The following is a 26,991-nucleotide window of genomic DNA, read 5'->3' on the forward strand; positions in this document are numbered from 1 at the left end:
ATACAGATTTAACAGAATTTGCCTGGCGGCTTTAGCGCGGTGGTCCCACCTGACCCCATGCCGAACTCAGAAGTGAAACGCCGTAGCGCCGATGGTAGTGTGGGGTCTCCCCATGTGAGAGTAGGGAACTGCCAGGCATCAATCAGGAAGAACCCCGTACCGTAAGGTGCGGGGTTTTTTGCTTTGTGCGTGAAAAATGTCAGGTAGTGACTTTGCCTTGCCTTCAGTAGCGCCCATAGAACATGGTAAGGCCAGCCACTTGGTTTCTTTGAAAGATGATTTAAGCGGTGGAAACAACATTTGAGGTTTGATAAACGCAGAAAAGCAAAAACCCAGCCATAGGCTGGGTTCTTTAAATAGTGGTGCCCGGACTCGGAATCGAACCAAGGACACGGGGATTTTCAATCCCTGTGACAAAATGTTAAATTCCATAGAAGAATGATCGGTATTTGTTGAATCGCATCCTGATTAATTTTCAGGTGCTAAAATGCATTTACAATCAATCGATTATCCAACGTTGGGTGTTAAGCCTCGTATTATACCTGTTGTTTCCACTAAGGGTGGCGAGGGTAAGTCTACTCAGTCAGCTAATCTTGCAGGATTTCTGGCCGATGCAGGTATCAAAACACTTCTGATTGATGGCGACCATGCTCAGCCAACGGCCAGCAGTATATTCCCGCTTGAATATGAAGCCCCTGGTGGTTTGTACGAACTGTTGATGCAGACAGTTGATCTCTCAAATCCCGATAATCTGATCTCCCGTACGTCGATCAATAATCTGGACATTATCGTTTCCAACGATCCTCGTAATTTTCTCCCAACTGCAATGCTGAATGCGCCTGATGGGCGAGTTCGCCTCCGAAATGCTCTTTCACATCCCCTTTTTAATTCATATGGCGTGATTATTGTCGATTCACAAGGCTCACGGTCAGTGATGTCTGAGTTAATTATCCTGGCCTCCACCGGAACCATGGTGGGTATTGCCAAACCGATTCTTCCTGATGTCAGGGAGTTCATGCGCGGAACAGTCGCGCTGATGGAAGAATTGCTGCCTTATTGTGCGTTTGGCATTCAGCTTCCAGTCACAAAATTGCTCATCAACTGTATGGAATACGACAATCTGTCTGTTGAGACCCTCGCTGAAGTCAAAGCGATCGTTGAAGATAAACGCTACAGCGCCCATGCAGACAAAATTCATATCGACCTGCTGGAGACATGTATCTATGACCTGACTGTCTATGTCCTTGGGCATGTTAAGGGCGTACCGGTACATCGTCTTGAAAAAAATACCCGGCGTAAAAGCGACTCAGCGTTTACGTCAATGTATCAATTGGCTTGTGAACTTTTCCCAGAGTGGAAAACGAATTTTGATGCGTTAGCTAATGCGGGGGGCGAGGAATGACCTCTAATAACCGCAGAAATGTTTCGGGGCTGTTTTCTCAGGATGCTGAGCAGAGCGTCATTGGTGGCCTGATGCTGGATAACGACTGCTGGGATGAAGTGGCGCTCCGTCTCGATTCCGATGATTTTTATTTCAAGGTTCACCAGGTCATCTTTCATGAAATGACGCGTCTGGTTGCAGCAGGGCGTCCGATTGACCTGATCACACTTGCTGAGAGCATTGAAAACCGTGGTAAGGATGCGCTTGAGCAACTTGGCGGATTCGCCTATCTGGCCGAACTTTCAAAAAATACTCCGAGTGCGGCCAATATCGTCGCTTACTGTGACATTGTTGCCAGGTACAGCCAGGGGCGACCGTTGGTCGCCATTGGTGCTGAGATAACCGAAACTGTTAAGGCATCCGGTGCTGATATCGGGGCGGTGATGGAAACCGCAGAGCAAAAAATTACCCGGCTGGCAGAACGTTCAGAACCACAGCAGGCCGTGACGCTGCTTGACGGCATGGAAAAACTCCTTACAGAGCTGGAACGTCGTTGCAATGTGCCTGATGGTATTACTGGTACGCCTACGGGATTTGAAGATTTTGATGCCATGACCAGCGGGCTGCAGGCAGCTGACCTGATACTTATAGCAGCAAGGCCTTCAATGGGGAAAACTGCCTTTCTGATCAGCCTGATTTTGAATTCACTTCTGAAAAAAGCCGATACACATGCGCAGTTTTACAGCCTTGAGCAGCCCACCGAGCAGATCCTCATGCGTATGGTCGCTTCACTTGGCAGTGTAGATCTAACACATTTAAAAAATGGCCAGATGGATGATGAGGAATGGGCGCGCGTTTCAAACGCGTCTTGCAGCACAGCGCAGACCCGGTGTATCAGCATCGTTAAAACGCAGGAAGTTTTCTGCTGCTGATTCTATCTTCGCGCGTGAACCGGTCACATCACCCATGACAGAAAGCTGCCCACCGCTGGCTGCAAAGAAAACCCAGAGATCTTCGTTGCGGCTGAGGCGGTATATCCCCCATGTATTTCCCCCTTCAGACAGCAGGAATGCTACTGCAAGAGAGTAAGGGCTACGTCGCACACGCCCGGGGGAAACGACCCCCATCATTGATGCGTTACGCCTGCCGGCAACTACTACATGCGTGTCAGGTGAGGCTTTTCCCCGGAATCGCGTTAACAGTGCGCTCCGCTGCTGCTCCCAATGAAGTCCTGCCATCCAGTCGCGACGGTTGTGGGTGACGCGAATGCCGCTACGGAGTGAAGATTTTTTCTTTGATGACATGGATTACCTCAGCAGAACAGGGGTGATCATAATCACGAGCGTGTTACGACCGCGCGTACCGTTCTGGCCACCGCCCAGGATACCACATAGCGCAGTGATGCGCTGTCCCAGCTCAGGCAGTGAAATGCCGTCAGGACGATTAATCGTTATCTGACAGGGAGGCAGATTCTTTTCGTCCGGAGTGGAGACCACCGGCGTGACTGGCTGCAGGTTTACCCAGGGCTTATCCATCCAGACAACAGTTGGTTGTGATATGGACTGACGACTCTGCAACACTCGCTGAGCCGTATCGGCCTGCCCAACGGCTTCCTTGTCTATTTTGCTGATTTCATTCAGCGAACATGATGACAGCACAAACGCAGCGGTAAGTACTGTCAGGCAGAAAGGTATACGCGGCATCCGCAGCTCCCTGATTCTGTTAGTTAAGATAAACAATGCTGCCTTCCGTCACACCGGACGGCAGAGACAGGTTCATATCAGTGCCATCCGCCATCCGCAGACGACCGCCTCTGACGGTCAGGGCAAGCGCAGAAGTCACTGAGCGGGCGCGCAACGCGGCATAAACACCGTCTGTTTCAGGTACCCAGATCCACAGGCGACCGTTCTGAATAATGCTTTTGATACGACTGTCTGGTAACGGCACCATTCCAGTCAGTGCGGTTGATACGGGGCCATCTGTTATGGACCGCCCGTGACGCCAGTTATTTACGACATCAGCAGTCCGAAGCATGTCTGCTGCAAGCTGTTCAGGCTGAGTCTGCTGCAGCGCAAGCCGTACATGCTCTGATGAGTGGTGCTGTGCATCACCGGCTATCAAGATGATGACAAGACAAAGCGCGAAAACTGGCAGCGCATATCCCATATCATTTCCCGTCCTGAATCGGCTTATCGTCCACGAATACCAGGCACTGAAGACGATTTGGTGCTGCATAGAGGGGTTTTTCTGCAGGGCGATATAACCTAAACAGCTGCACGATAACCGCAGATGATAATTGTGATGCAACCTCGCTCACTGACAGGCTGAACCGTTCGCAACTGAAGCGTTGCCGCCTGGGTAAGCGCCTGACGACGATGTCGCTTATTATGCCTGCTGCGCTTATTACACTCGTGGCAGCAGCAGGAATTTACTGGTACGACGACGTTCAGCAAAAAGCGGAACAGGCTGCTGCAATGGCAGAGTTTCGCGCCCGAATGGCGATGTCTGCTGATAAGCCAGCTGCGCCAGCCCGAGCGCCACATCCATGGGCCTCTCAGCCACCAGTTTCGCTTTTACTTGGTAATTGCTGGCTGACACGCGAACCACTTTTCGCCTCGGTGGCTGGCTGGCGCTTTACGGACGGTGAATGTGTCCCTGAAGGCCTGCGCTTGCGTTACCTCGCCACACCTGGTGCTACGGTGGAGGATTTCTCCCACCGCGCGAGGGTGCTTCTTGGGCATTCTGCTGTTTTCAACCTTCAGGAGGGAGGTAAAAACGGCGACGTATTCATTCCCTTCCGGAAATACAGCGTAAGTGAGTATACCGACGAGGCCTTGCCTGGCGCGGATGCCCAACTGATGCGTTTCATTTCGCACCTGCAGCGCCGCAACCTGGAAGTCAAGTTCAGTGAAGTGAAACCGCCAGCGGTCGCGCCAGGACAAGAGAAAACCATGCCCGTACAGGACTGGCGCGAATTCACTTTTACTGTCAGCTCGCGTTTGCAGCCTGAACGTCTGCTGCAGGATTTTGATGCGACCGGGCTCCGCCTGAACAGCGTGTCAATCACCATGAGCCCGCAGGGGCAGTTCGACTACACCATGAAGGGGAGCATTTATGCGCAGAATTAATCCCGCGGGAACGGGCCTGCTGCTGTCCGCTCTGTTCTGCGGGCAGGCAGTGGCAACCGTAACCAGTGATGCGCTTCCGCCGAACGTTACGCTTGGCGAACTTGAAGCAGCTCAGGCGCGCAACCTCATTCTGGAGCAGAAAGTGCAGACGGCGCGTCTGGAGCAGCAGCTGCGTGAAAGCCAGTCCGGACAGAGTACTGACAGGAATTATCTGTCTACTGCCGCCCAGCCTGCCATGCCGCTTATGGCGCAGCCAGCTCCTTCACAACAGACTGCCAGTGCAGTCGGTGAAAAGCGGACCGGTGGTGTGCGCCTTCAGGAGATTTACGGCCGTGGCTCGCAGTTGCGTGCACGCATTGTTCTGCCTGATGGCGGAGTCACAGAAGTAGCAAAAGGCGATCAGCTTCCCGGAACCTCAAAGCGGGTCACGGAGGTTACGTCCACGATCGTACGCCTCAGCGACAATTCTGAACTTTCATTCTGAGGTGATGATGTCTCCTGATAAAGAAATCATGGATTTTGTCTTTGCCGAGCAGCATCCGTCTGGAGGGGTTACGCTACTCATCGACGGCAACCGGCGAAAAGACCCTGACATACAGCGCTGGGTTATGGATGTCACCCGGACATGGGCTGATGCAAAAACTGAGTTTGTTACACTCAGCGAACTGAACCGGCGGCGTGAAGTGGCAGAACGTCAGGGCCGTGGGCTTAACCAGGGTGTGAGCGAGGCGGATCTAAGTAACCGTGACGTCAGTGTGTCGCAGGATAAGGTCATCAGCTACCCGAAAATCAAACGCTTCTACTTATCTGCCAACCATTGCCGTACTTGCAGCTGCCAGCGCAGCTGGTGATGCCGTGGCCGAAAACCAGAATACCAGCCAGACCAATGGCTATGGTGGTGTGACGTCAACGCTGACGGGGGATGCCGGTCAGGCAGTGTTGGGTAAGGCGTTATCCGGCGGTATGCGTGAGACCGTTGACTGGGTTAAAGCGCGATATGGTCAGACGTTTGACGCGATCTATGTACCGCCTGGACAAAAAGTGGCTTTACATATCACTCGTCAGCTGGCGATTGATTATGAAGAAAAAGGCCGCAAGGTGAAATATGACAATTTCAGCCTCGCTGGTAGCAGCACGGGCATGGACTGATGGGGATAAAGATGCAGAACAATAAAAACCTCGAATATCGGGTGGACTATATACCACTGGGTGGCCGTCTCTTTGCCGGTTTTGTCAGGTGTGATAATGGCAAATGGGAAGGTAGCAGGCATGAAGTCACCGAACAGGCCCTGCTCGCTGTCGGAAAGAAGCTTCTGAGCGAGGGTAATGGAATGCAGATGCAACTGCCTGATGGGCGAGTGTTTCGTCTGTCAGCTGTCATCAGTGATTCGGATGAAGCGGAGGTGCATGTTGCTCAGTTTTAATCATCTGGCCACCATTATGTTGGTCGTTGTACCGCTTGCCCTCTCGGGTTGCAGTACGTCAAAAGAGGAAATGTTGCCGCCTGGCGACAGCACCATGCTTGAATTATGGAACGATGGTGCATCGGCAACTCATGCTACCAACGAGAGCAGAACAACACTTCGCCGGCCAGTTACAGACAGCGAACGTGAGATCAATCAGCAGGTCAGTAACAGCTACAGCCGCACCCAGGAAAATGAAATTCAGCAGACGTTCCCGCGTCTGCCAAATCCTGACATGGTCATGTATGTTTTCCCGCATCTGGCTGGCGGGAACACGCCGGTTCCAGGCTACAGCACCGTCTTTCCTTTCTACAGCCAGGTACAGTATGCGTTGCCTGGTGAGCGAACGGAGGATCTCTGATGGCTTTCCCCCTATTTGGCCGACGTCGAGCGTCTCAGGATGCTCATCAGTACGGTAACGGTCCGTTTTCCGTCAGTGGGTATGAACCGCTTACCCGGGAAGGGCAACTGACTCATTCAGATGAAGCGCGTCTGTATTCCACTGCACCTTCCATTATCGATCATGTTCCATGGGGCGAGTATTTGCCAGAGCATGAATGCATTCTGCTTGACGATGGTGTATCCGTTGGGGCCGTATATGAGATTATCCCGGTGGGCACTGAAGGGCGCCCGGAAACACGTCTGGACGAGATCTGCAATATCGCTGAGAACGCCCTACAGGACAGTCTCCCTGAACTGGATGATCATCAATGGGTGGTACAGTTTTTCTGCCAGGATGACTCTGATCTCTCTACTTATATGGATACTATCAGAGGCTATGTCAGGCCAAGAGCTCAGGGAACCGCATTCACTAAAGCCTGGCTGGCTGAACAGGAGCGCCACCTTGAAAATGTGGCGGTGGAACAGGGGCTTTTTGTAGACGAGGCTGTCACAGGGGCCGCCTGGAGAGGGCAAATTCGCAGAACGCGCATGGTGGTTTACCGTTGGGTTGAGACACCGTATCGTGACCCCATGCCACCGGAGGTGCTGCTGAAACAGGTCTGCGATCGCCTGACAGCAGCTCTGAGCGGTGCCGGTATCCGGTGCGAAAAGCAGAACGGCGAGCAAATCCATAGTTGGCTGTTGCGCTGGTTCAACCCGGCGCCGGCGTGGGTCGATAAGAAAACATTGTATCGTTGCGCAAAACACTCCGATCATGCACCGGGCGATCTGCCTCTTCTGAATGATTTCAGCGAAAGCCTCTGGTTTACCCGCCCGCGAAGTGATGCCGAAAGCGGTGTGTGGTGGTTTGATGATGTGGCACATAAAGCTGTTCCGGTTGCCCGCCTGCGTACTGCACCTTCCACTGGTCATCTGACGGGGGAGGTAAAACGTGGTGATAATGTGAATGCCATTATGGATCTGCTTCCGGAAGGGACAGTTCTGGCCATGACCCTGGTGGTTCAGCCTCAGGACAAACTTGAAGAAAGTTTTGCGAGCCTGAGCCGCAATTCAATGGGGGAGAATGTTGATTCCCTGCGTGCTCGTGAAGACGCTGCTACAGCGCGTAATTTCCTGGGAAACAAACACAAACTTTACCGTGCGGCCATCACACTGCTTATCAAGGCTCAGGACAAGGAAACACTCGATAAACGGTATCTTGATCTCAGCAGTAAATTACTGAACTGTGGGATGGAACCGATAAATCCAGAACACGATATTGGCCCTCTCAGCAGTTATATGCGTGCGTTACCCATGTGCTTTAACCCTCAAATGGATAAACACAACTGGTACACGCGCCTTATGTTTGTACAGCATTTTGCATGTCTCGCCCCTATTTATGGTCGTGACACCGGTACTGGTCACCCGGGGCTTACGTTCTGGAATCGTGGTGGTGGCCCCCTGTCCGTAGATCCACTTAATAAAAATGACCGTACCCAGAATGCGCACCTGCTGCTTTTCGGGCCGACAGGTGCCGGTAAATCTGCCACTGCGCTCGATAAACTGGCTCAGATGGTGGCAATCTACCGCCCCCGTATATTTTTGCTGGAAGCGGGTAACAGCTTCGGTCTGTTTGGAGATTACTGTAATTCGCTGGGGCTCTCAGTGCACCGTGTCAGTATCAAGCCTGGTAAGGTTATTTCACTTGCTCCGTTTGGCGATTCACATCTGCTCATGCAGGCGAAACCTGAGACGCTAGTGACAAGCGAAGAGGCCCTCCCTGACATTGATGAAGATGATGAGGACAAGGACGAAGAACGTGACATTCTGGGTGAAATGGAGATTGCAGCGCGGTTGATGATCACCGGTGGTGAAGCAGCAGAAGAGGAGCGAATGACACGCGCCGACCGCGGTATGATTCGTGAGGCGATACTCATTGCGGCTCGTAAAGCGTTTGACGAAAACCGCCAGATGCTACCGGAAGATTTAATGTTCTCGCTTGAGAACATTGCCCGCGATGTCAGCATGGGAGAAGACGGCCGCGAGAAACGCACGCCAGCGCGACGTGCGCGAGCTGAAGAGATGGCAGAAGCATTACGCATGTTTACCGAAGGTTTTGAAGGGGAGTTGTTTAACCGTCCGGGCGCGCAATGGCCAGAGGCAGACGTGACTATTGTTGATTTAGGTACGCTGGCGCGTGAAGGCTATGAAGCTCAGATGGCCGTTGCTGTCATCTCGCTGCTTAATACGATTAACAACATCGCAGAAAGGGAACAGTTCAGCGATCGGGATATCATTGTGCCAATCGACGAAGCGCATATTGTAACTGCTAACCCGCTGTTGGGCCCGTATGCAACCAAAATTGTCAAAATGTGGCGTAAGCTCGGATCATGGCTGTGGTTGTTCACACAGAACCTGGAGGATTTCCCTGACACTGCGAAAAAAATGCTCAATATGGCGGAGTGGTGGATCTGCCTCGTTATGCCACCTGATGAAGTTGAACAAATAGCGCGATTTAAGACGCTCACAGAAGAGCAGAAGGCGATGCTGTTGTCCGCGACAAAACTTCCGAGAAAATACACAGAGGGAGTTATTTTGTCCCGTAAGGTACAGGCGTTGTTTCGTGCGGTCCCCCCCAGTTTGTACCTGGCGCTGGGAATGACTGAAAAAGAGGAAAAAGCCGAAAGACGGGCCATTATGAATGAATTAAATTGCCCGGAGCTTGAGGCCGCATTTCACGTTGCGCGCCGCCTCGATGAGAAACGTGGCATTGGTACTATTCAGGGGACAATATGAAAAAACTGATTATGGCGACGCCGATCGTTGTACCGGACAAGGCTTTTATTGCCTCTGTTATTTTTACCGTTCCGCCACAGGGTTCTGCCTCAGTCGGTGTGGCTGACAGTGAGTCGATTAAGCATCTGCAAGGGGAGATCGTTAAGAGACTGGAGCAGCCTGTATTGCTGTCGGTCTATCCTCACCGGGTTGGCCGGCGCAGCTGCGTTGCAGTGCACCTCAGCGACGTGCATGAGAAAACGAGGACCAGGGCTTCAGCCAGATGGGCCAGTCTCAGTCTTCCGGAGCAAACTGATATGAGACTTAACCCGCTCAGCGGCCATATTGGCCGCATTCTCCTTATGGTGCTGCTCATTCTGTTGATGACGGCCAGCATGTTTGCTATCGCAGCGGTATTTATGGCTTACGACCCTGATGGCCACATCACACGGCGCTGGTTGCATGACAGCCGATGGGGACTGTTTGCCTGGCGACTGGTTCTTTATGGCTGCCTTATTACCGCCTGGATACTGAAGGTACGCCCACAGGCATTAATCCGTTGGCCGGACGGACGTCCACGTCTTGTGCGTATGGAACTGATGGGGGTGTTGTTCCTGGTAGCCACAGAATATGTGGCCTGGACAAGCGCTGTGTAAGGAGAGGACGATGACAGCAAACAGTTTTCTGGAATATTTTCTCGTTCTCTTTGGCTGGGTAATGAACAATGCCATGTGGAGCATTCTCAGCAATACGGGACTTTTTGCATTGCCACTGGTGGTCAGGGTTCTTGGCGTCTGGCTGAAAGTGAGGGAGGAGGGGGCTGACGAGGGGAACAAAGGGCTCCTTGCCCTTCCGCGAATCGAACATGCACTGTATGTGTCTTATCTTGTGATGCTCTTTTGCTGTATTCCGCTGTTGCCGGTTGATATCAGCACAATCAAGTTCGACAGCTCGCGCGCTAAACAGTGTGGCGTCAGTGTGCCGACGCCACAGAATTCCGGCTACAAGGGACTCGTTAATGATTTTGACGGTCGTACGGCCGAGGTTCCAGTATGGTGGTATCTCCTGCATATGATGTCGAAGGGTACAACGCAGGCAATGATTGCATCAATCCCATGCGGTACGAATTTGCGGCAGATGCGTTTTGACGTTCAGAACACGAAGCTGCGTGATCCTGTGTTGCTGCAGGAGGTCCAGGAATTTGCAGATCAATGTTACTCGAGAGCATATTTCAGGTTGAAAAACAGCAACAGCCAGCTCAGTGATGCCACCATCAACTCTGTGGGCTGGATAGGTAGCAGCTACTTTCTGAATACTACCGGATATTATGACTACTACACGGCTATGACGCCACGTAGCCAGTGGCCTTACAACAGCAGCCGGGACAGTGGCTATCCAGATACTGGCGCAGGTGGATATCCAACATGTAAGACGTGGTGGTCCGATGGTACTTCCGGGCTTCGCAAAAGAGTTCTGGCCAGCTTTAGTGATAACACACGTAAGGAGATGCAACGCCAGTTCCCCGGACAGCAGTGGGAAGAAATCGCCCTACGCTGGCTTGTCAGCCCACGTAACGCAGATCTGTCCGGGGGCGGTACCACTTATGCTGTTGGCAGTAGCGATACAACCACCGGAGTAGTTGGTAATCTTACACGCCTTACCTCGTCTATTGGTCTTGGACTGAAACAGGCCGAAGCGTTACCTGGTTTTGATGCATTGAAACAGGCATTGCCAATGATTCAGGCATTATTGTTGATGATGGTAATCACGGTCATACCGGCATTACTGATGTTCAGCGCCTACGATCCGAAAACTATTTTTACTATCTCCTTCGCGTTATTCGCTCTTCAGTTCATCACGTTTTGGTGGGAGCTGGCAGGCTGGCTTGATGACAGATTGATCACCATCCTCTATGACAATATGGCTGAGCAGGGGATTGCAAACAGCTCGGTGCCTTTCGCGGCTTTCTTTAGTTCAACGGCTGATGGATGGATTATGAACCTGGTTCTGGGGATGATGTACTTGGTATTTCCCGCGTTTTGGGTAGGAATGCTTAGCTGGATTGGCGTTAATTTGGGAACAGCAATAACTACTGGATTAGAAAAAGGTGGTTCTCAACCACAGCAGGCGGGAGCCGAGGCTGGAAGAGGAGCTCAGCAGATTGTTACAGATAAAGTCGGGGGAGCTATAAAAGGAAGCTTCAAATAGTAGTATTCATTCCATAGAGGACTGCCCATAGAGGACTGCGCGATATTTGAAACGCGCAGTTCATCTATTATCAGTCCATTTCCTATCTTGATCTGCCCATTCAGCCCTTTCTTCTTCCCAACGTGCTCTCCATTCGTCATTTCGTTTTTTACGTTCGGGAGTTATGGTCAGAATATTTGCTATACCATCGAGTACGGAGGTTCCACATGCATTGGTTGCACTGGTTAGTGCAATTGGCTCAGGTTTTTTCCGCTTTAACTTGGACTCATCACAAACGATATTGCGGCGTTTTGTGGTGAAGCGCGCAAAGGTGCTGCTTAGGTCATCTTTATTGAAACCGTCTTCGCTCATGGCAACGACTCCTCATTTTGTCTTTTTGTCTAATAAATAAGCTACTAAAAATCCCCTTTACACGCAAATTATAAAGCGCTATTGGGGGAGGGTATCGGCTCACCTGCGCGTTCTTTGGCGGCGAGCTCCAGCCCGCAACCTAAGAATATATGACGAAATGTTTCTGGATTACTAGGTGAATGCTTCTATAGTGGGATGACTTCTGGCATCACATGGAAAAGAAACAATGACGGTAGGATCACGCTGGTTTAAATTTGATTTTCATAACCATACCCCGGCCTCAGATGACTACAGAGTACCGGATCTCCAGCCCCGGGAATGGCTGCTGGCTTACATGCGACAGCAGGTCGACTGTGTTGTCATTAGTGACCATAACAGTGGGGCCTGGATTGACGTTTTGAAAGCGGAACTGGCGAACATGTCCCGGGACGCCAGTTCCGGTGAACTGGCAGACTTCCGGCCGTTGACTCTGTTTCCGGGGGTGGAGCTCACGGCCACCGGCAACGTCCATATCCTCGCAGTGTTGCACACCCAGAGCACCAGTGCCGAGGTGGAACGGCTCCTGGCCCAGTGCAACAACAACTTCCCTATTCCGCGTGAAACCCCCAATCATCAGCTTGTGCTCCAGCTGGGACCTGCGGGCATCATCAGTAATATCCGTCGTAACCCGGAAGCGATTTGTATCCTCGCACACATTGATGCAGCGAAAGGCGTTCTGACAAGCCTTACTAATCAGGGGGAATTGGCTGCCGCTTTTCAGGCAAACCCTCATGCTGTGGAGATCAGACACAGGGAGGAGGATATTACGAACGGGACTCACCGGCGTCTGATTGCGGATTTGCCATGGCTCCGGGGATCAGATGCGCACCACCCTGAACAAGCGGGAGTGCGCACTTGCTGGCTGAAGATGTCCGCGCCTGATTTTGACGGTCTCAGGCATGCATTACTCGATCCGGAAAACTGCGTGTTGTTCGATGATAACCCTCCGGAGGCACCAGCTTCACATTTGCGAAGCCTGACATTCAGGACTCGACTTTGCCGGCCGGCGGACCAGAATGGGGCCTCCGTCGAGTTCAGTCCGTTTTACAACGCGGTGATCGGCTCCCGGGGCAGTGGTAAGTCCACGCTTATCGAAAGTATCCGTCTGGCCATGCGAAAAACCGAAGGACTGACTGTGTCTCAAAGCAACAAGTTGAGCCAGTTCAGTCAGACGGGGATGGGCATGGAGGCGGATTCTTTCATCGAATGTGTATTCCGCAAAGAAGGCACCGATTTCAGGCTCAGCTGGCGGCCCGGTGGTCGTCATGAATTGCATATCTTCAGCGAAGGTCAGTGGGTGCAGGACAATCACTGGTCAGCAGACCGTTTTCCCCTCTCGATATACAGCCAGAAAATGCTCTACGAGCTGGCGTCGGACACAGGGGCATTCCTGCGCGTCTGTGACGAGAGTCCGGTGGTCAACAAACGTGCCTGGAAAGAGCGCTGGGATCAACTGGAAAGAGAATATCTGAATGAGCAAATCACGCTGCGTGGTCACTTGGCCAGCCAGACGATCGCGGGCACACTGCAGGGGGAGCTGTCTGATGCTGAACGGGCCGTCAGTCAGTTGCGGTCCAGTGCGTACTATCCAGTTTGCACCCGTCTGGCCACGGCCCGGGCTGAACTGTCTGCGGCGACTCTTCCTCTGGAGCATCATGAACAGCGTGTCGCTGGCCTGAGGGCGCAGGCGGAAGAGTCAGTACAAGTCCCGGTTCTCCAGGTGGAGGCGTCTGCACCACTGACAGCATTTATGACGCGTCTTTCGGACGTACAGCAACAATATGAACAGCGTCTTGACACGCTGTTGTCAGACTATGCCGCGGAACTCGATGCCATCAGGCAGGAGCCCTCTCTTCTCGCACTGGAAGAGGTGGTCCGCAACCAGGAGGAAACCGTACAACGTGAGGCTATTGCGTTACGGGAGCAGGGGCTCAATCCGAATGTCCTCGATGAGCTGATGACACGTTGCGAGTCGCTGAAATCGGAGCTGAGAAATTACGCCGATCTTGACGGGACGATTGCTGCCTCCGCAGCGAAGTCCGCAGAATTGCTGGCTGAAATGCGTAACCACCGTATGGTACTGACCGAAAAGCGGAAGGCGTTTCTGTCCTCCCTGTCTCTCAGCGCGCTGGAAATAAAAATTCTGCCGCTCTGTGCCCCGTATGAAGACACTGTATCTGGCTATCAGGCGGTAACCGGCATAGGCAACTTTGCCGAACGTATCTATGATAATGGTGACGGAAGCGGGCTGCTTCACGGCTTTATCAGTCTGCGTCCGTACAGTCCGATGCCAGCGGCTACGGAAAGCAAATATCTTGAGCTGGATAAGCTTAAAGCGCTGCATCTTGCTATCAATCGCGAGGAGCCGGGCGCCGGGGCAGAGCTTCACGGTGCTTTCAGAAATCGCCTTAAAGGTCTGAATGAAGCGCAACTGGATGCCCTGCAATGCTGGTATCCGGATGACGGGATCCACATTCGTTACCAGACGCCCGGGGGAGGAATGGAAGACATTTCCTCTGCCTCACCAGGACAAAAAGGGGCGAGCATGTTGCAGTTCCTGTTGTCGTATGGCACCGATCCACTTCTGCTGGATCAACCAGAAGACGACCTGGACTGCCTGATGCTAAGCATGAGCGTTATCCCTGCCATCATGGCAAACAAGAAACGCCGGCAGCTGATTATCGTGTCGCATTCTGCCCCAATAGTCGTCAATGGTGATGCGGAATACGTTATCAGTATGCAACACGACCGCTCTGGCCTGTACCCGGGGCTTTGTGGAGCGCTTCAGGAGACGCCGGTGAAGGCGCTGATTTGCCGACAAATGGAGGGAGGGGAAAAAGCATTCCGTTCCCGTTATGAGCGGATACTAAGCTGAGAAACTGTACCATCCCTAGGGCAGACAGACGTGTCAGAAGAGTAGCACCTGCGTGCCATTGAGTGTTTGAAAACCCGAACATTGGCCCCCATCATGCTGTTGGAGGCAGCATGATGGGGGCCGATGAGGCCTGTGAGTTACCCTTTCCCCTGACAGCCGTCACCAGAGTGTCAGTGGTGAGCATTGAGCCATGCAATCAGAAGTGCATCGCTACGGGAAAGCGTCCCATTTTTCAGCTGATTATCAATGGCTGTGTACAGTTTTTTTTCAGTGATTCCGTGAAGGGGGTTCAGTTCCCTGAAAACTGACTCACTGGTAAACTGGCACCGGGTAAATGCTTCCTCAGCGGTACTGACGGTTGGGTGGATCACCACAATATTAAACAACGCGCTGATGGTTGCCCGCAGATAGTGTTCAAGGTTCACCGTCAGCAGGTCAATGTGCGGGCTGGTGCCTGCATTGTGCACGATGGTGTTTCTCAGCAGATACAGGCGGTGAAGATGCCGGGTGACTTTCTCTGCATGCTGCTGCAGTTTATCCGCCATTTTCTCGGGTGACGCACAGATCCCGGCAAGCTTACGCACTCGGTACATGACATACGGAAAGTGCTGTAAATCTGCCTGAAGCTCCCGGGCCCGGTCTGCATCTTTAAGAAGGGCATAGAGCTGCCCCAGTGGAAGTGAGGCAATGTCTGGTGTGCGTAAGGGGTGTCCCGGTTCTCGCAGGATGAAGCGAAGCACTTTTCTTAGTGAAAAAAGCTGTTTAACAATATAATCCAGCACCATGCAGGGAGCCACAACGCTGATGACATGCTGTTCATGTGATGGTGTGCCAGGGGCAACCCCTAGCGTTAATGATTCAAGTGCCGACCAGTAAGCGGTGAAACGACTCTCCTGAACCTGGCTTTCAATACCGTTACGGAAAAACCGAAATACGGAGCTGATTTTTTTACGGGACACATCCGGTGTATCTGTGAATAGCCGGTTCATCGCCACCATAAAGCGCGCAAACTCCTCGTCCGTTAACCGGTCCGAGTTTGCCTCGATTTCATTATCGAAGCGCGGCACTTCGGCTTCGTCTTCATCCCTGATTATCATGAACTGTTTCTGGACGGTGATATCTCCCTTACCCACCATGTAGGCAATGACATCCAGGGATTCACGAAGCATCTGACCGGCCATGTTACGGGCAGATGTGTCAGACATTGAGCAAACTGGTATATCGACAGAGAGGGAGAAGCGTTGTCGGGCTTCATCAAGTGGCCGGAACACACATCCGTTGAACTGCAGTGTGGGTCCTTGCGTGTTAAGCAGGGTGTGCAGTTTCTCACTGATAATAAACATCCGGACTGTTACGTCCCGGGTAGGTGTTACCAGTTTCTGCCGGAACGAGTGAAAGGCGGTCCGGAAAGCGTCCGGTTCAGTACTCACATTTCTGAAAATATTGATGTACAGCAAGTAACATTCCGTAAGCGTCATTCCCCGGGTGAGGAGCACACTCATGACCCCGTTCGTCAGTGCGTAAATATCCCGCGCACAGTTTTCATCCAGAGGGTGCTCTGTAAACAGCTCCTGTTCAAGCATCTCAAGAGCCTCAGTGATATAACTGGCCTCGGTGATATCCGCCAGTTGTACGCAGAGGCTACAGATAAGACGAGGACGCTTTTCCACCGGGCTGCGAGTGGGGTCAACCAGCAGATCTCTGTCCAGAAGACTCACCAGTTGAGCGGGGATGTCCTCAAATGCCTCTCTCCTGAGAACTTGATCGGTCTCGAGTAACTCGAGCAGTTCTGTGGCCACCCGGAGTCTTTTTTTATCGGCACTGAAACGATCTTCCATTTCGTAAAGAAACAGCAGTTCGCGGATTGTGTTGAGTGGATTGCTGTATCCGACACGGTCCGTATCCGGGCTGTTTTTATGGCAGAAGTTGGACCAGCATTCAGTAAAATAGAGCTGACGCTCGGTAAGCACGTCCCTGTTCAGACGTCGGTCGATACGCATAGGTCTGGAAATCTCTTGTACGGTGAGTTATGATTCATTCATACCATATTTAAATCATCTGCCGCCATGCGGGGGATGTCACCGAAAAAAACGGCTCTCCCTTCTGTCAGTGGCTCAGTCCCGGGAAGGCTCAGGGCCTCATCTTCAGAAAGCCACCCTTACTGGTGGCTTTTTTTTCAGCAGTCCGGGATCCTTGTTTCACCTTGGCACTCCTAGAAATTGCAGGTTGTAAAGCTCACAGTATTACATCATTGCTAAAATTGCATTGTATTCCGATTTTGTCTCTGATTATGCAATGTTCTGTTTCCCTTCGATCCGAAAAAAGCATAAATCGGATAATAGGGTGACGAACTTTGCATGAAGGGCATCAGGTGACATTTTCCAGAGAAAAAAAGCTCCCTACCGCTTATTATTCATGAAATTTCTTATGGAAAACGCAGGATATCTATGTTTGGAAAACTTCTAAAAAGTGTCTCATGGCAGGTCAGAGCTGAGCTCCGACGGAGCCTGAAGTCGAACCGGGATTACAAAAAACTACGCTGGAACCCGGTGGAGAGAATACTTATTGCCTGCACCACCCATTACATCCGGGCTATGCTGGTTCTCTGGTCCGCAGCCTTCGCGGCTGTTGGCGTGGTCGAATATTTTCGCCCTGTACTACTACCTTTCGCTCTGCAGCATTTCAAGGGTATTACCACGCTTTCAGGTTGGATGTCTAATTTACTGGGTAGCCAGTTGACTATTATCGGTATCGTTTTTCCACTTGTCGTGGGCCTTATAAGTGTTCTGTTTCAAAAAAAATCAGCAAGGATCCATATCCAATCAGCATATCAACTTCATTCCGGATATTTGTTTGCTGGTCTGAGTGGACTGTCACTTGCCGCATTTATTGTGTTGGGCGGTATGACGTTATCTGTTGGTGACAGATACCTTAATACAGCTTTCGCCGTTACTGCTTTTGTGTGGATGCTTTTCAATATTATTCTGTCTATCTGGTTCTTCGTCTCCAGTCTGAATGTCCTGGATGAGAGCAAGCGCGATCGACTAATGAATAAGTTTTTTTTGTCTCAGATAGTGGATGACTACATTCAAAAAGCATATATTCTGGCGTGGCTGCGCTACCCGGGGGCTAACGTAGGTGAAAATTACCTCGGTAATATTAAAACACTGCCTTACTCAATCTCTGAGAAAGACGACATGCTTCATGTTAAATCTAATATCAGTAAAGGTGATGTTGTTACAGATATTTATGTTAGGCCATTTTTATTTCTGCTGAGAAGGCTAGGGAAGGTGCGAACAAGTTCCTGATATGAGATCATCATATTCATCCGGAGCGCATCCCAGAGGGACATCATGAGCCATCAACTCACCTTCGCCGATAGTGAATTCAGCACTAAGCGCCGTCAGACCCGAAAAGAGATTTTCCTCTCCCGCATGGAGCAGATTCTGCCATGGCAGAATATGACCGCTGTCATCGAGCCGTTTTATCCCGAGGCGGGCAATGGCCGACGGCCCTATCCGCTGGAGACCATGCTGCGTATTCACTGCATGCAGCATTGGTACAACCTGAGCGACGGTGCCATGGAAGATGCCCTGTACGAAATCGCCTCCATGCGCCTGTTTGCCCGATTATCCCTGGATAGCGCCCTGCCGGATCGCACCACCATCATGAATTTCCGCCACCTGCTCGAGCAGCATCAACTGGCCCGTCAATTGTTCAAGACCATCAATCGCTGGCTGGCCGAAGCAGGCGTCATGATGACCCAAGGCACTTTGGTGGATGCCACCATCATTGAGGCACCCAGCTCTACCAAGAACAAAGAGCAGCAACGCGATCCGGAGATGCATCAGACCAAGAAAGGCAATCAGTGGCACTTTGGCATGAAGGCCCACATTGGTGTCGATGCCAAGAGTGGCCTGACCCACAGCCTAGTCACCACCGCGGCCAACGAGCATGACCTCAATCAGCTGGGTAATCTGCTTCATGGAGAGGAGCAATTTGTCTCAGCCGATGCCGGCTACCAAGGAGCGCCACAGCGCGAGGAGCTGGCCGAGGTGGATGTGGACTGGCTGATCGCCGAGCGTCCCGGCAGGGTAAAAACCTTGAAGCAGCATCCGCGCAAGAACAAAACGGCCATCAACATCGAATACATGAAAGCCAGCATCCGTGCCAGGGTGGAGCACCCGTTTCGCATCATCAAGCGGCAGTTCGGCTTCGTGAAAGCCAGATACAAAGGGCTGCTGAAAAACGATAACCAACTGGCGATGTTATTCACCCTGGCCAACCTGTTTCGGGTGGACCAAATGATACGTCAGTGGGAGAGATCTCAGTAAAAACCGGAAATAACGCCAGAAATGGTGGAAAAAATAGCCTAAATAGGCTGATTCGATGTGTTTGCGGGAAAAAAATCGGCCCAGATCCGCGAAATTTTAATCAGCGAGTCAGCTTGGGAAGAAATGACCTGCTTATTCGCACCTTCCCTAGAGGCGGTAGATGGGCAGGATGCGGAAATTATCATTTTGCCCTCCTTTGGTGTTCGTTCTGGTGAACTGACTTTATTGTCATCGAGAAATATCAAGCCTGTTTCAGGATTGTGGCGGTGGTTATTTAGCCGTTGTATTGTAACAGGGCGCCCTGAGAACAAAAGGGATCTGGATGATATTACTTTTGATTTCTTTGGTGAGGCTTACGATGCACTTAACGATAAAAATATTAGCGTCTTCAGAACAGGGATTGAACGATTAACAGATACCTATACCTCTATCAAAAGAAGTTACAATTACGGGGTCGATAAAAATTATCTGGATGAAGTAAAAGAATCAGGTTTTAGCCATACTTTCAGTGATTCATTCCATTATGAATTGAGAAAGTTTTTTCGTGAATCCGTAAAATCAACGGAATATTCAGGCGAATATTTCCGTGAATCGATGGCCATTCCATTGCAAGTGTACAGAAAAACACAGAGCACGTGTTTTACCGATTTCAGACAGTTTTTACTTTCGCTTTTCAGGGTGTGGCATGTGTTAAACGAGTGGAAAGCGGGACTGGGGGGCCCCCTCTCGGCCAGCCAGGAGCTGACTCACCAGGCCCTTATCCGCGAGTATATCGGACTGTGGGAAGGCTGGAGTATGACCACGATCACTGGCAAACCCGGGAGTGAAGATTCTTCTGGCCGCCTGATGTATCATCTGCATAATACCGCCAGGCTTCTTATTCCGTCAGTGGTTGCCGATAATGCCTCTTCCGTGCGATATGCTCACGACGTTCTCTGCCTCTGGTTTAATCAGAGCCGGTTTACACGGTACTGGGAGGAAGAGTACCGCTGGCACAGTTTCTTCCTGACTCCGGATTATCTGTCCCAGAAGGAGACTGATCCGCAGTGGGATATGTTACTCAGGGGCAGCCTGTATAAAAAAGATGCGGCCTTGTCCATTATATTTTCAAATGCCTTATCTGATTTGCGGTTGTTAATGGCAGGGTATCTTATTGCGCATTTTGAACCGCAAAAAAATATAGACTTAGCCGATCTTGTGAATCATCTCATTATGTCTGAATTATATGAAGATAGAGATACACATGACACGCTGACGCCTGCATTCAGATGTTCTGTCGATATCATTGACATGATACTGAGAATTGAGCACTGTAATCTGCATACGAATACAAGCTGGTACAGTGGGTTATCCGAAACCATTGAGGTTATGAACTCATATAATGAAAGGCCTTACATTCCTGGGCGTATGTATACAGGAGTATATGAAGATTTAGGGAGTCTCTACGGGGCGTTTGCCTTGCTGGCTATAAAGCTCGCAAGGCCTGCGGAACAGGTTACACAGCGTGTTAATGAAGCCCTGGCGGGAGGGTTGTTTTCCTACTTCAGTAAACACAGAATAATTTCTATTCTTGAACGACTGAAGCGAGACCCTTCAGTCCCTTATGAAGGCTATATCATTTCAGAAGCAGATTATGTAACGAATGTGGTTTTTTTTAATGATGTTCTGGATAAATACATTGATGTTTTCAGTCGTAGTAAAATGGCAGATATCCTTGCTGCTGAAGTAGACCAGGAACGACTGCGGAATACCGATATTCGTCTTACAAAAGAATCCCCAGAAATATTGACTGAACATGCTCTACTTAAACATTTCAGCTTTTCTCAAGATACAGAGTGTAATCGCCACTGGCAGGTCAGATTTATCTCAGGCAATGTTTCCAAAGAGTATGTTTCCAGAGAGATAAATCGTAATTTCTACGGAGATTTTCCGTCTGTATCAGATGTAAGGTCAAATATTCTCAACGAACTGCATTATTTACTGTGGAAATCACAGGCCAAACTAACGATGAAAGTTAAAAGCCTGGATGTTCTTCTAAAACAAGTCGCGCGACGGTCCGCTGATCAAAAGAATTACATTCTGGTGATCTATGGTTCTTGCTTCAGTGAAGAATTGAGAGATCTGGCCTATCAGCGGGAAAGACATGCAGCTTTTGACATACATGCTGATGCGTCAGCCAGGGGTATCCACTCTCTGCCCTTCAGGGTAAATAACTGTATTATTTACCTTGTCCACAATTCCGAACAGGAGTATTCACTTATGGTCAGCACGGAATCCTTTGGTGAACTCAGGCTGTTCAGGTATCCGGATGGAACCCTTTTCAACACCTTCTACCGCAGCAGCGACGATCCACTTGAAGGTGTAATGAAAACGCTCTGGGAGATGGAGATGGAAATCACTGATACACCAGTGGCGCGGTTTGAACATCGCTGATCAAAATTACGGTGACCCCTGATGGGGTCGCTGTTTAATTGAATTAGAGTTATCAATCAATACAAATTTTGCTCCTCAGGGAATAATCACCAATTCGCAACAATCCTTCTCTTTTAGTGCTATTCATACAATAATCCCTTTTCCCCGCTCCTGAGATCCGAAAAAAGGTTGACCCGGATCTGCTTCCCCCCTCCGGGGCGCTGCGGCTATTTAACCCGACATGTGGGGGGAATGCCGCCACCGTCACGCTATATGCTGTATTTTCGCCATCTTTCGTGACCCGGCGAGCAGGGCGGAAAAAGGCCGCCCTGCTTCTTCACTGACCGTGGTACCCTTCCGGAAAGTCGTTATACGTAAGAAAATCGGATCCCGCCGGAACCGGCATCCGGTAATTTAATGGCGTGGTTATATGCCTGGTTATTATCAGGTGAGTGATTATCACAAAGCGCGATAATACAAAAGGCAGGGATGGCGTCAGGAAGATATGTTTTCATGGCGGGAACATTTTATGTGGAATGAGTGAGAGGCGTGATGACATTTAAAGAGTTAATCAGTGTACTGAGACTCATGCACTATAAACTGGAGTGGCTGTGGATCCTGAATTTTGGCACCGGTACACCAGAACTTATAACGGGTGGGCGTTCACTTGCTGGATTTGATGCCCAGAGCAAAACATGGCGTTTTAATGCTGCCGACCGGTGCATTAAAGAAAGCGATAAAGTCTGGCCACCCCTCAATCGCCAGTCAGTTATGCAGCTGGATATGGGAGCAGTTAATTATATAAATCGGATGTACGGTGGTGATTCTGACGATTGACGGGATTTCACAACAGTGCAGGGGCGCTGAGTAATGGCGGGCGGGATTTCACATTTACAAAAACACACAGGAGGATGGCGTTATGGGAAGCCTCAAAGACCAGTTGATGGATATTGAAGCTGAACGATTTGATGAATGGCTTGAGGATAATTACCCGGATGTAGTCCCCAATTCTGAAGAATGGGAGCAGGCCGCGAACCTGTACTACTGGGAACAGGAGGCGCTTGCAGACCAAGCACAATGGGATCATGAACACGGGCTGTTTGTGGCTTCCCTGAATAATATTCAGGAGCGCTACCAGCATGCAAAACAGGAACTGAAGAAGCTAGATGCCCTGCTCGATAAGGAGCAGTCTGAACTGGTGTACAGGATGTCTTTCGTGCATACAGTTACAGTGATGGAGGCATACCTGATGTACTGCGCCAGGGCGCTGCTTGAGCATGACTGGCCACTTTGTCGTTTTCTTGTGGAGTATTACCTGAAGTCCGAACGTGTCAAAAAAAACGAAAAGCAGTCAGCTCGTGAGATGGAACTTCATATGTTCAGACCTGCTGCGCGCAATTATGTTTCCCGAATGACGTTTCATAACGTTAAAACTATTGAGCGCTATTTCGGTGCCGTACTCCACATCCCGCCCGTCTGGCCTGTTAAGCCGCTGGGCATCATTGCAGACTGGCGAAACGATCTGGTACACCGCAACGGCGTGGATGAATACGATGTGCCACGAGTCATATCAGCGCAGCAACTGCAGAATGCCCTGCAGAAAGTATCTGACCTGATAGAGGCCGCTCATCTGTCCCTGCGTCTGGAACTGGATTATTTCGGTAACTGGCGCACCGAGGAAAACCGGGAAATCATTTCATCAGCACTGTACATCCCTCCAGCCGGAGAAGAATCCTGATGACCGGACTCGTTACCCCTGGGCAGCATCCGGCACCTTCAGCGCTGTTACCGGTAGCCATCGACTACCCGGCCGCGCTTGCGCTGCGCCAGATGGCTCTGGTGCACGACGAACTGCCGAAATACCTGCTGGCACCGGAAGTCAGCGCCCTGCTCCATTACGTGCCGGATCTGCACCGCAGGATGCTGCTGGCCACCCTCTGGAACACCGGCGCACGGATTAACGAGGCACTGGCGCTGACGCGGGGGGATTTTTCGCTGGCGCCGCCGTACCCGTTCGTGCAGCTGGCCACGCTGAAGCAGCGCGCGGAAAAAGCCGCCAGAACGGCAGGCCGTGCGCCCGCCGGCAGTCAGGCGCACCGTCTGGTTCCGCTGTCCGACAGCCAGTACGTCAGCCAGCTGGAGATGATGGTGGCCACCCTGAAAATTCCGCTGGAACGTAAAAATAAACATACCGGCAGAATGGAAAAGGCACGCATCTGGGAGATCACCGATCGGACGGTCAGGACCTGGCTGAATGAAGCGGTCGAAGCCGCTGCGGCCGATGACATTACATTCTCCGTACCAGTGACGCCGCACACGTTCCGTCACTCCTATGCCATGCACATGCTTTACGCCGGTATTCCGCTGAAGGTGCTGCAGAGCCTGATGGGCCATAAGTCAGTAAGCTCGACGGAGGTGTACACGAAGGTGTTTGCCCTTGATGTCGCTGCCAGGCACCGGGTTCAGTTTCAGATGCCTGCAGATGAAGCAGTAAGTTTGATGAAGCAGATTACTCAACATGCGCGGTAAACCGGTGCATATACAGAGCTACTAGAATTATCTAATCGAAGCGCAAGGGAGATCTGACCATTTCGTTGTATAAGAAGGTGAGAGCATTTCACGTTTCATTTGCCACTCCGGCGCTATCCCTCGTCCGGCAAACCATATTTTTCCCAGTCCGGAATGGTTGATCCCGTCCAGCACTTTCATCAGCTCATCGCTGTTTGCGCGCGGCTGTATCTCGTCAAACAGGTTTAGCTGAGAAACTCCGGTGGGTGTAAAGTCATTCAGCATCACACCGGCCTTTGCATAACGATGGCCATCTATAAAAATACGATCCAGAGCTTTTACTGCGGCGGTGATGATGTCCCGTGTATCGAGTGTGGGAAGGAGCAGCTTTTCACTGGCCACGTTGCCGTAATAAGTCTCCTTGACTGCAAATGGTGAGGTTTTGACGAAAACCGAGATGTGCCGGCAATACTGTCGTTCTCCCCGTAATTTCTCAGCTGCCCGTTCGGCGTACTGACAAACAGCCTGACGCAGCGCCTCATAGGTTGTGATCCTTTCCCCAAAGGAGCGGCTACAGACAATCTGCTGTTTCGACGGAGGAGCCTCTTCAAGCGATATGCATGCTTCCCCATTCAGTTCGCGTACCGTGCGTTCCAGTACTACCGTGAAATTCTTGCGCACAAAGGTCGGGTTCATGCGGGCCAACTGCAGAGCAGTGGTGATCCCGTAGGTATTCAGTTTTTTGCCGATGCGACTGCCAACACCCCAGATTTCTTCGACTGGCTGCAGGGACAGCAGTTTCTCCGTTCGCTTCAGGTTTCCTGGTGTCAGGGCCAGTTCGCCCCCGAACTGGGCCCATTCTTTTGATGCCCACTGCGCAGATTTAGCGAGGGTTTTGGTTGGCCCCATCCCCACACCGATTGTTAACCCGGTCCCGTTCTGGACATACTCGCGTAGTTGCCGGCCGAAATCCTCAAAATTCATGCAGCTATCGATGCCACGGATGTCGAGGAACATTTCATCAATGCTGTACTGTTCCACGCGCGGTGCCAGTTCTTCCAGGTGGGACATTACACGGGTGCTCATGCTGGCATAGAGCTCATAATTACTGGAGAACGTGACGATGGGTTCTGGAAATGACATCGCTTTGAGCTGAAACCATGGTACGCCCATTTTTATACCCAGAATCTTGGCTTCCTTTGAGCGTGCGATCACACAGCCATCATTGTTGCTAAGCACTACTACTGGTTTGCCACGCAGGTCAGGACGAAAGACTTTCTCACAGCTCGCATAAAAGCTGTTCACGTCGGCTAAGGCGAACATCACTGTGCTCCGCGAGTTTTATGAACAAAAGCGGTAACAACTCCAAAAATCTGTAGCTGTTCTGGCTCTGGCCATAGCGTTGGATACGCAGGATTCATTGGTTGCAGCCCCGGACGTGGGGTGAGCAGCAGTCGTTTAACGGTAAATTCACCATCGATCTCCGCGATAATGATATCGCCATGCCGTGCTGGTTCGGCCTTATCAACAACCATTAAATCACCTGAATGAAGACCGATGTCTGTCATTGAATTACCAATAGCTCGTACAAAGTAAGTAGAGCCACGTCGCTGAATGCAGTATTCGTTCAGATCTAGTTCGGCTTCTACATAGTCTTGTGCCGGGCTGGGAAAACCTGCGGAACAGCTCTCGATAAACAATGGAATCGATACTTCTGGCGGCTCTGATGTTGGACTAAGGAAGGATAAAACACGCATGATCTCACCCATTGATTAACTGTATGCATATACAGTATTAATTGAGGGGGTGAAAGAATCAAGTACTGTTTTTTAACTTGTTGATAAAGCATCGTTTGATGTTATTGTCTTATCATTACGTAAAACAGCAGATAATGATAATTAGACAAATATTAGTGCACTAACGCATTGAAAAAAGGAAAAAATATGTGTGCAGAAGAGGTAATAAGCTCCGTAGGTGATTTTCTTAAGGTGGTGAAAAGATTCTCACCGGGAAATGAAAAAGTTTTTTATCGTGGGCAGGGAAATGCTATTCATGGAGTGAATTCCAGCCTTTATCGCTTGTTAGATAATACGAAATTAAAACCGTTTAATATAACACAGTATAATTTTATTACTCAACAAATGCAGACTGATGACATTTCAGAGTATGTGTTGGCACATAAGCTTTATGAGAATTTTAAAGATAATCATGTTGTGTATCCTGATGTGAATATAATCAGCGGATACACTATGAACGAAATTGATCTTCATGTGACAGCTCAACACTATGGTTTATCGACAAGGGTTATCGACTGGACAAAAAGCCCATTAGTTGCTCTGTATTTTGCTACAGAAAAAAGAAAAAATTCAGATGAGCTAACTGATGCTTCTGTTTTTATGATTTGGGATACTCCAGATAGTAAATTAGATGTAGTGCAAAGCTCGAAATTTCTCGCTGCAATAAAATCAGAGAAAGATGCTTACAAGGAAATTTACCGTCGAAGTTCTCAGTTTTATAAATCTAACCATGCTCTTTATATTTCGAACCCTTCTGATCCAGTTTTATTGAAAAATATAAAAGATTATCTGGATGATGTAAGTTCACTCTTAATTCATTATGAACCAGGGACAGGGATTAAATTATATTTGAATCAAAGCCTTCATCTTTTTGATTTAATGACTCTGAATTTCAGTTTTACTGGTCAAAATCTTGTCACCCGTTTGTTTGGGAGTTTGACACAATTCTTAGGGGATCTAGACTACAATTACAGTAGGAGTCACGATAACGTTGATATTTTTAATAAGCATCAGACTATAATAAAACCACTACCGATAAATCAACGGGTAAAAAACCAGCAGGGCGTATTGCTTTTTTCAAATAAAATAAATGAAGAAGTTTATGCGGCCTCCATGTTTGGTGCAAGTAATACGGTGTCGAAAATAGATGAGGAAAGTCTTTCCGGTTTACAATCAAACTCGGGGCTTTTGAAGATAGTCATTCCAAAAGAGAAAATTATTGAAATCAGGAAGGAACTGGATTTATATGGATTCACTAAAGAATTCATATATCCTGAGATAATGTCTTTCACAGAGTATATGCAAGAGAAAATAGTTTCAGAAAGTCAAAATTGAATATA

At 50.1% G+C, this 26,991-nt stretch carries 21 protein-coding genes, 1 rRNA gene and 5 pseudogenes; 20 read left to right on the plus strand and 7 right to left on the minus strand.

Translation table 11 applies throughout. The features are described from left to right. The first annotated feature begins 21 nt into the window (after nucleotides 1–21). The 3 genes and pseudogenes from rrf (at nucleotide 22) to LCD46_01820 (ending at nucleotide 2,247) form a co-directional block, all read left to right on the plus strand. Nucleotides 22–137 (plus strand): 5S ribosomal RNA (gene rrf, locus LCD46_01810). A 350-nt stretch (nucleotides 138–487) separates the two neighbouring features. Then, a complete protein-coding gene (locus tag LCD46_01815; protein ID UOY71110.1) occupies nucleotides 488–1,402 on the plus strand; it encodes a ParA family protein in 915 nt (304 codons plus the stop codon). Beyond that, nucleotides 1,399–2,247 (plus strand): annotated as a pseudogene (locus tag LCD46_01820) (replicative DNA helicase). The gene LCD46_01815 and the pseudogene LCD46_01820 overlap by 4 nt, the downstream one beginning before the upstream one ends. Here LCD46_01820 and pilO2 (LCD46_01825) read toward each other — a convergent pair. Genes pilO2 (LCD46_01825) through pilM form a run of 3 tightly spaced genes read right to left on the minus strand, consistent with a single transcriptional unit; the run spans nucleotide 2,239 to nucleotide 3,547 of the window. Next, complete coding sequence (pilO2, locus tag LCD46_01825) at nucleotides 2,239–2,685, minus strand: type 4b pilus protein PilO2 (protein ID UOY71111.1); 447 nt, start codon at nucleotides 2,683–2,685, stop codon at nucleotides 2,239–2,241. The pseudogene LCD46_01820 and the gene pilO2 (LCD46_01825) sit on opposite strands and share 9 nt — an antisense overlap. A 3-nt stretch (nucleotides 2,686–2,688) precedes the next feature. After that, nucleotides 2,689–3,084, minus strand: coding sequence for a hypothetical protein (locus tag LCD46_01830; GenBank protein UOY71112.1), 396 nt, complete (start codon nucleotides 3,082–3,084; stop codon nucleotides 2,689–2,691). 19 nt (nucleotides 3,085–3,103) lie between these two features. Then, the gene (pilM, locus tag LCD46_01835) at nucleotides 3,104–3,547 is read right to left on the minus strand and encodes a type IV pilus biogenesis protein PilM (protein ID UOY71113.1); all 444 of its coding nucleotides are present in this window, start codon (nucleotides 3,545–3,547) and stop codon (nucleotides 3,104–3,106) included. 116 nt (nucleotides 3,548–3,663) lie between these two features. Between pilM and pilO2 (LCD46_01840) the strand changes: the two are divergent. The 9 genes and pseudogenes from pilO2 (LCD46_01840) to LCD46_01880 all read left to right on the plus strand — a co-directional run bounded on the left by pilO2 (LCD46_01840) (nucleotide 3,664) and on the right by LCD46_01880 (nucleotide 11,336). Continuing rightward, nucleotides 3,664–4,509: pseudogene (gene pilO2 / locus LCD46_01840) on the plus strand (type 4b pilus protein PilO2). After that, a complete protein-coding gene (gene pilP, locus LCD46_01845; protein UOY71114.1) occupies nucleotides 4,496–4,993 on the plus strand; it encodes a type IV pilus biogenesis protein PilP in 498 nt (165 codons plus the stop codon). The pseudogene pilO2 (LCD46_01840) and the gene pilP overlap by 14 nt, the downstream one beginning before the upstream one ends. 7 nt (nucleotides 4,994–5,000) lie before the next feature. Beyond that, nucleotides 5,001–5,300: pseudogene (locus LCD46_01850) on the plus strand (pilus assembly protein). Further along, a pseudogene (locus LCD46_01855) lies at nucleotides 5,290–5,658 on the plus strand (TIGR03752 family integrating conjugative element protein). The pseudogenes LCD46_01850 and LCD46_01855 overlap by 11 nt, the downstream one beginning before the upstream one ends. Continuing rightward, a complete protein-coding gene (locus LCD46_01860; protein ID UOY71115.1) occupies nucleotides 5,658–5,933 on the plus strand; it encodes a hypothetical protein in 276 nt (91 codons plus the stop codon). Before LCD46_01855 ends, LCD46_01860 begins: the two are co-directional and overlap by 1 nt. After that, complete coding sequence (locus LCD46_01865; protein ID UOY71116.1) at nucleotides 5,917–6,333, plus strand: TIGR03751 family conjugal transfer lipoprotein; 417 nt, start codon at nucleotides 5,917–5,919, stop codon at nucleotides 6,331–6,333. The genes LCD46_01860 and LCD46_01865 overlap by 17 nt, the downstream gene beginning before the upstream one ends. Further along, a complete protein-coding gene (locus LCD46_01870; GenBank protein ID UOY71117.1) occupies nucleotides 6,333–9,149 on the plus strand; it encodes a conjugative transfer ATPase in 2,817 nt (938 codons plus the stop codon). Before LCD46_01865 ends, LCD46_01870 begins: the two co-directional genes overlap by 1 nt. Further along, nucleotides 9,146–9,391 (plus strand): annotated as a pseudogene (locus LCD46_01875) (hypothetical protein). The gene LCD46_01870 and the pseudogene LCD46_01875 overlap by 4 nt, the downstream one beginning before the upstream one ends. Before the next feature lie 403 nt (nucleotides 9,392–9,794). Further along, entirely contained in the window at nucleotides 9,795–11,336 is a 1,542-nt protein-coding gene (locus tag LCD46_01880) for a conjugal transfer protein TraG N-terminal domain-containing protein (protein UOY71118.1), read from the plus strand. A 60-nt stretch (nucleotides 11,337–11,396) separates the two neighbouring features. On the opposite strand, the gene LCD46_01885 is transcribed toward LCD46_01880, so the two are convergent. Then, entirely contained in the window at nucleotides 11,397–11,687 is a 291-nt protein-coding gene (locus LCD46_01885; GenBank protein ID UOY71119.1) for a hypothetical protein, read from the minus strand. Between the two features lie 226 nt (nucleotides 11,688–11,913). Between LCD46_01885 and LCD46_01890 the strand changes: the two genes are divergently transcribed. Next, the gene (locus LCD46_01890) at nucleotides 11,914–14,601 is read left to right on the plus strand and encodes a hypothetical protein (protein ID UOY71120.1); all 2,688 of its coding nucleotides are present in this window, start codon (nucleotides 11,914–11,916) and stop codon (nucleotides 14,599–14,601) included. A gap of 170 nt (nucleotides 14,602–14,771) precedes the next feature. On the opposite strand, the gene LCD46_01895 is transcribed toward LCD46_01890, so the two are convergent. Further along, a complete protein-coding gene (locus tag LCD46_01895) occupies nucleotides 14,772–16,571 on the minus strand; it encodes a hypothetical protein (GenBank protein UOY71121.1) in 1,800 nt (599 codons plus the stop codon). 477 nt (nucleotides 16,572–17,048) lie between these two features. On the opposite strand from LCD46_01895, the gene LCD46_01900 reads away from it, so the two are divergent. The 6 genes from LCD46_01900 (at nucleotide 17,049) to LCD46_01925 (ending at nucleotide 23,876) form a co-directional block, all read left to right on the plus strand. After that, nucleotides 17,049–17,909, plus strand: a complete 861-nt coding sequence (locus tag LCD46_01900; protein ID UOY71122.1) for a hypothetical protein — start codon at nucleotides 17,049–17,051, stop codon at nucleotides 17,907–17,909. A gap of 45 nt (nucleotides 17,910–17,954) precedes the next feature. Continuing rightward, complete coding sequence (locus LCD46_01905; protein ID UOY71123.1) at nucleotides 17,955–18,935, plus strand: IS5-like element ISKpn26 family transposase; 981 nt, start codon at nucleotides 17,955–17,957, stop codon at nucleotides 18,933–18,935. 57 nt (nucleotides 18,936–18,992) lie between these two features. Next, nucleotides 18,993–21,368 carry a hypothetical protein gene (locus tag LCD46_01910; GenBank protein ID UOY71124.1) on the plus strand — a complete coding sequence of 792 codons (2,376 nt, stop codon included), beginning with the start codon at nucleotides 18,993–18,995 and terminating at the stop codon, nucleotides 21,366–21,368. 528 nt (nucleotides 21,369–21,896) lie between these two features. Beyond that, the gene (locus LCD46_01915; GenBank protein UOY71125.1) at nucleotides 21,897–22,184 is read left to right on the plus strand and encodes a hypothetical protein; all 288 of its coding nucleotides are present in this window, start codon (nucleotides 21,897–21,899) and stop codon (nucleotides 22,182–22,184) included. An 82-nt stretch (nucleotides 22,185–22,266) separates the two neighbouring features. Continuing rightward, complete coding sequence (locus LCD46_01920) at nucleotides 22,267–23,085, plus strand: hypothetical protein (GenBank protein UOY71126.1); 819 nt, start codon at nucleotides 22,267–22,269, stop codon at nucleotides 23,083–23,085. Continuing rightward, a complete protein-coding gene (locus LCD46_01925; protein UOY71127.1) occupies nucleotides 23,085–23,876 on the plus strand; it encodes a site-specific integrase in 792 nt (263 codons plus the stop codon). The genes LCD46_01920 and LCD46_01925 overlap by 1 nt, the downstream gene beginning before the upstream one ends. A gap of 27 nt (nucleotides 23,877–23,903) precedes the next feature. Here the strand turns inward: LCD46_01925 and LCD46_01930 are convergent, their stop codons facing one another. After that, nucleotides 23,904–25,178 carry a Y-family DNA polymerase gene (locus LCD46_01930; protein ID UOY71128.1) on the minus strand — a complete coding sequence of 425 codons (1,275 nt, stop codon included), beginning with the start codon at nucleotides 25,176–25,178 and terminating at the stop codon, nucleotides 23,904–23,906. Continuing rightward, a complete protein-coding gene (gene umuD, locus LCD46_01935) occupies nucleotides 25,178–25,612 on the minus strand; it encodes a translesion error-prone DNA polymerase V autoproteolytic subunit (protein ID UOY71129.1) in 435 nt (144 codons plus the stop codon). The genes LCD46_01930 and umuD overlap by 1 nt, the downstream gene beginning before the upstream one ends. 186 nt (nucleotides 25,613–25,798) lie before the next feature. Between umuD and LCD46_01940 the strand changes: the two genes are divergently transcribed. Further along, on the plus strand, nucleotides 25,799–26,986 hold the full coding sequence (locus LCD46_01940; protein UOY71130.1) for an FRG domain-containing protein: 1,188 nt from the start codon (nucleotides 25,799–25,801) through the stop codon (nucleotides 26,984–26,986). Nucleotides 26,987–26,991 lie beyond the last annotated feature (5 nt).

Source organism: Enterobacter ludwigii (assembly GCA_023023105.1).
GTDB classification, from domain to species: domain Bacteria; phylum Pseudomonadota; class Gammaproteobacteria; order Enterobacterales; family Enterobacteriaceae; genus Enterobacter; species Enterobacter adelaidei.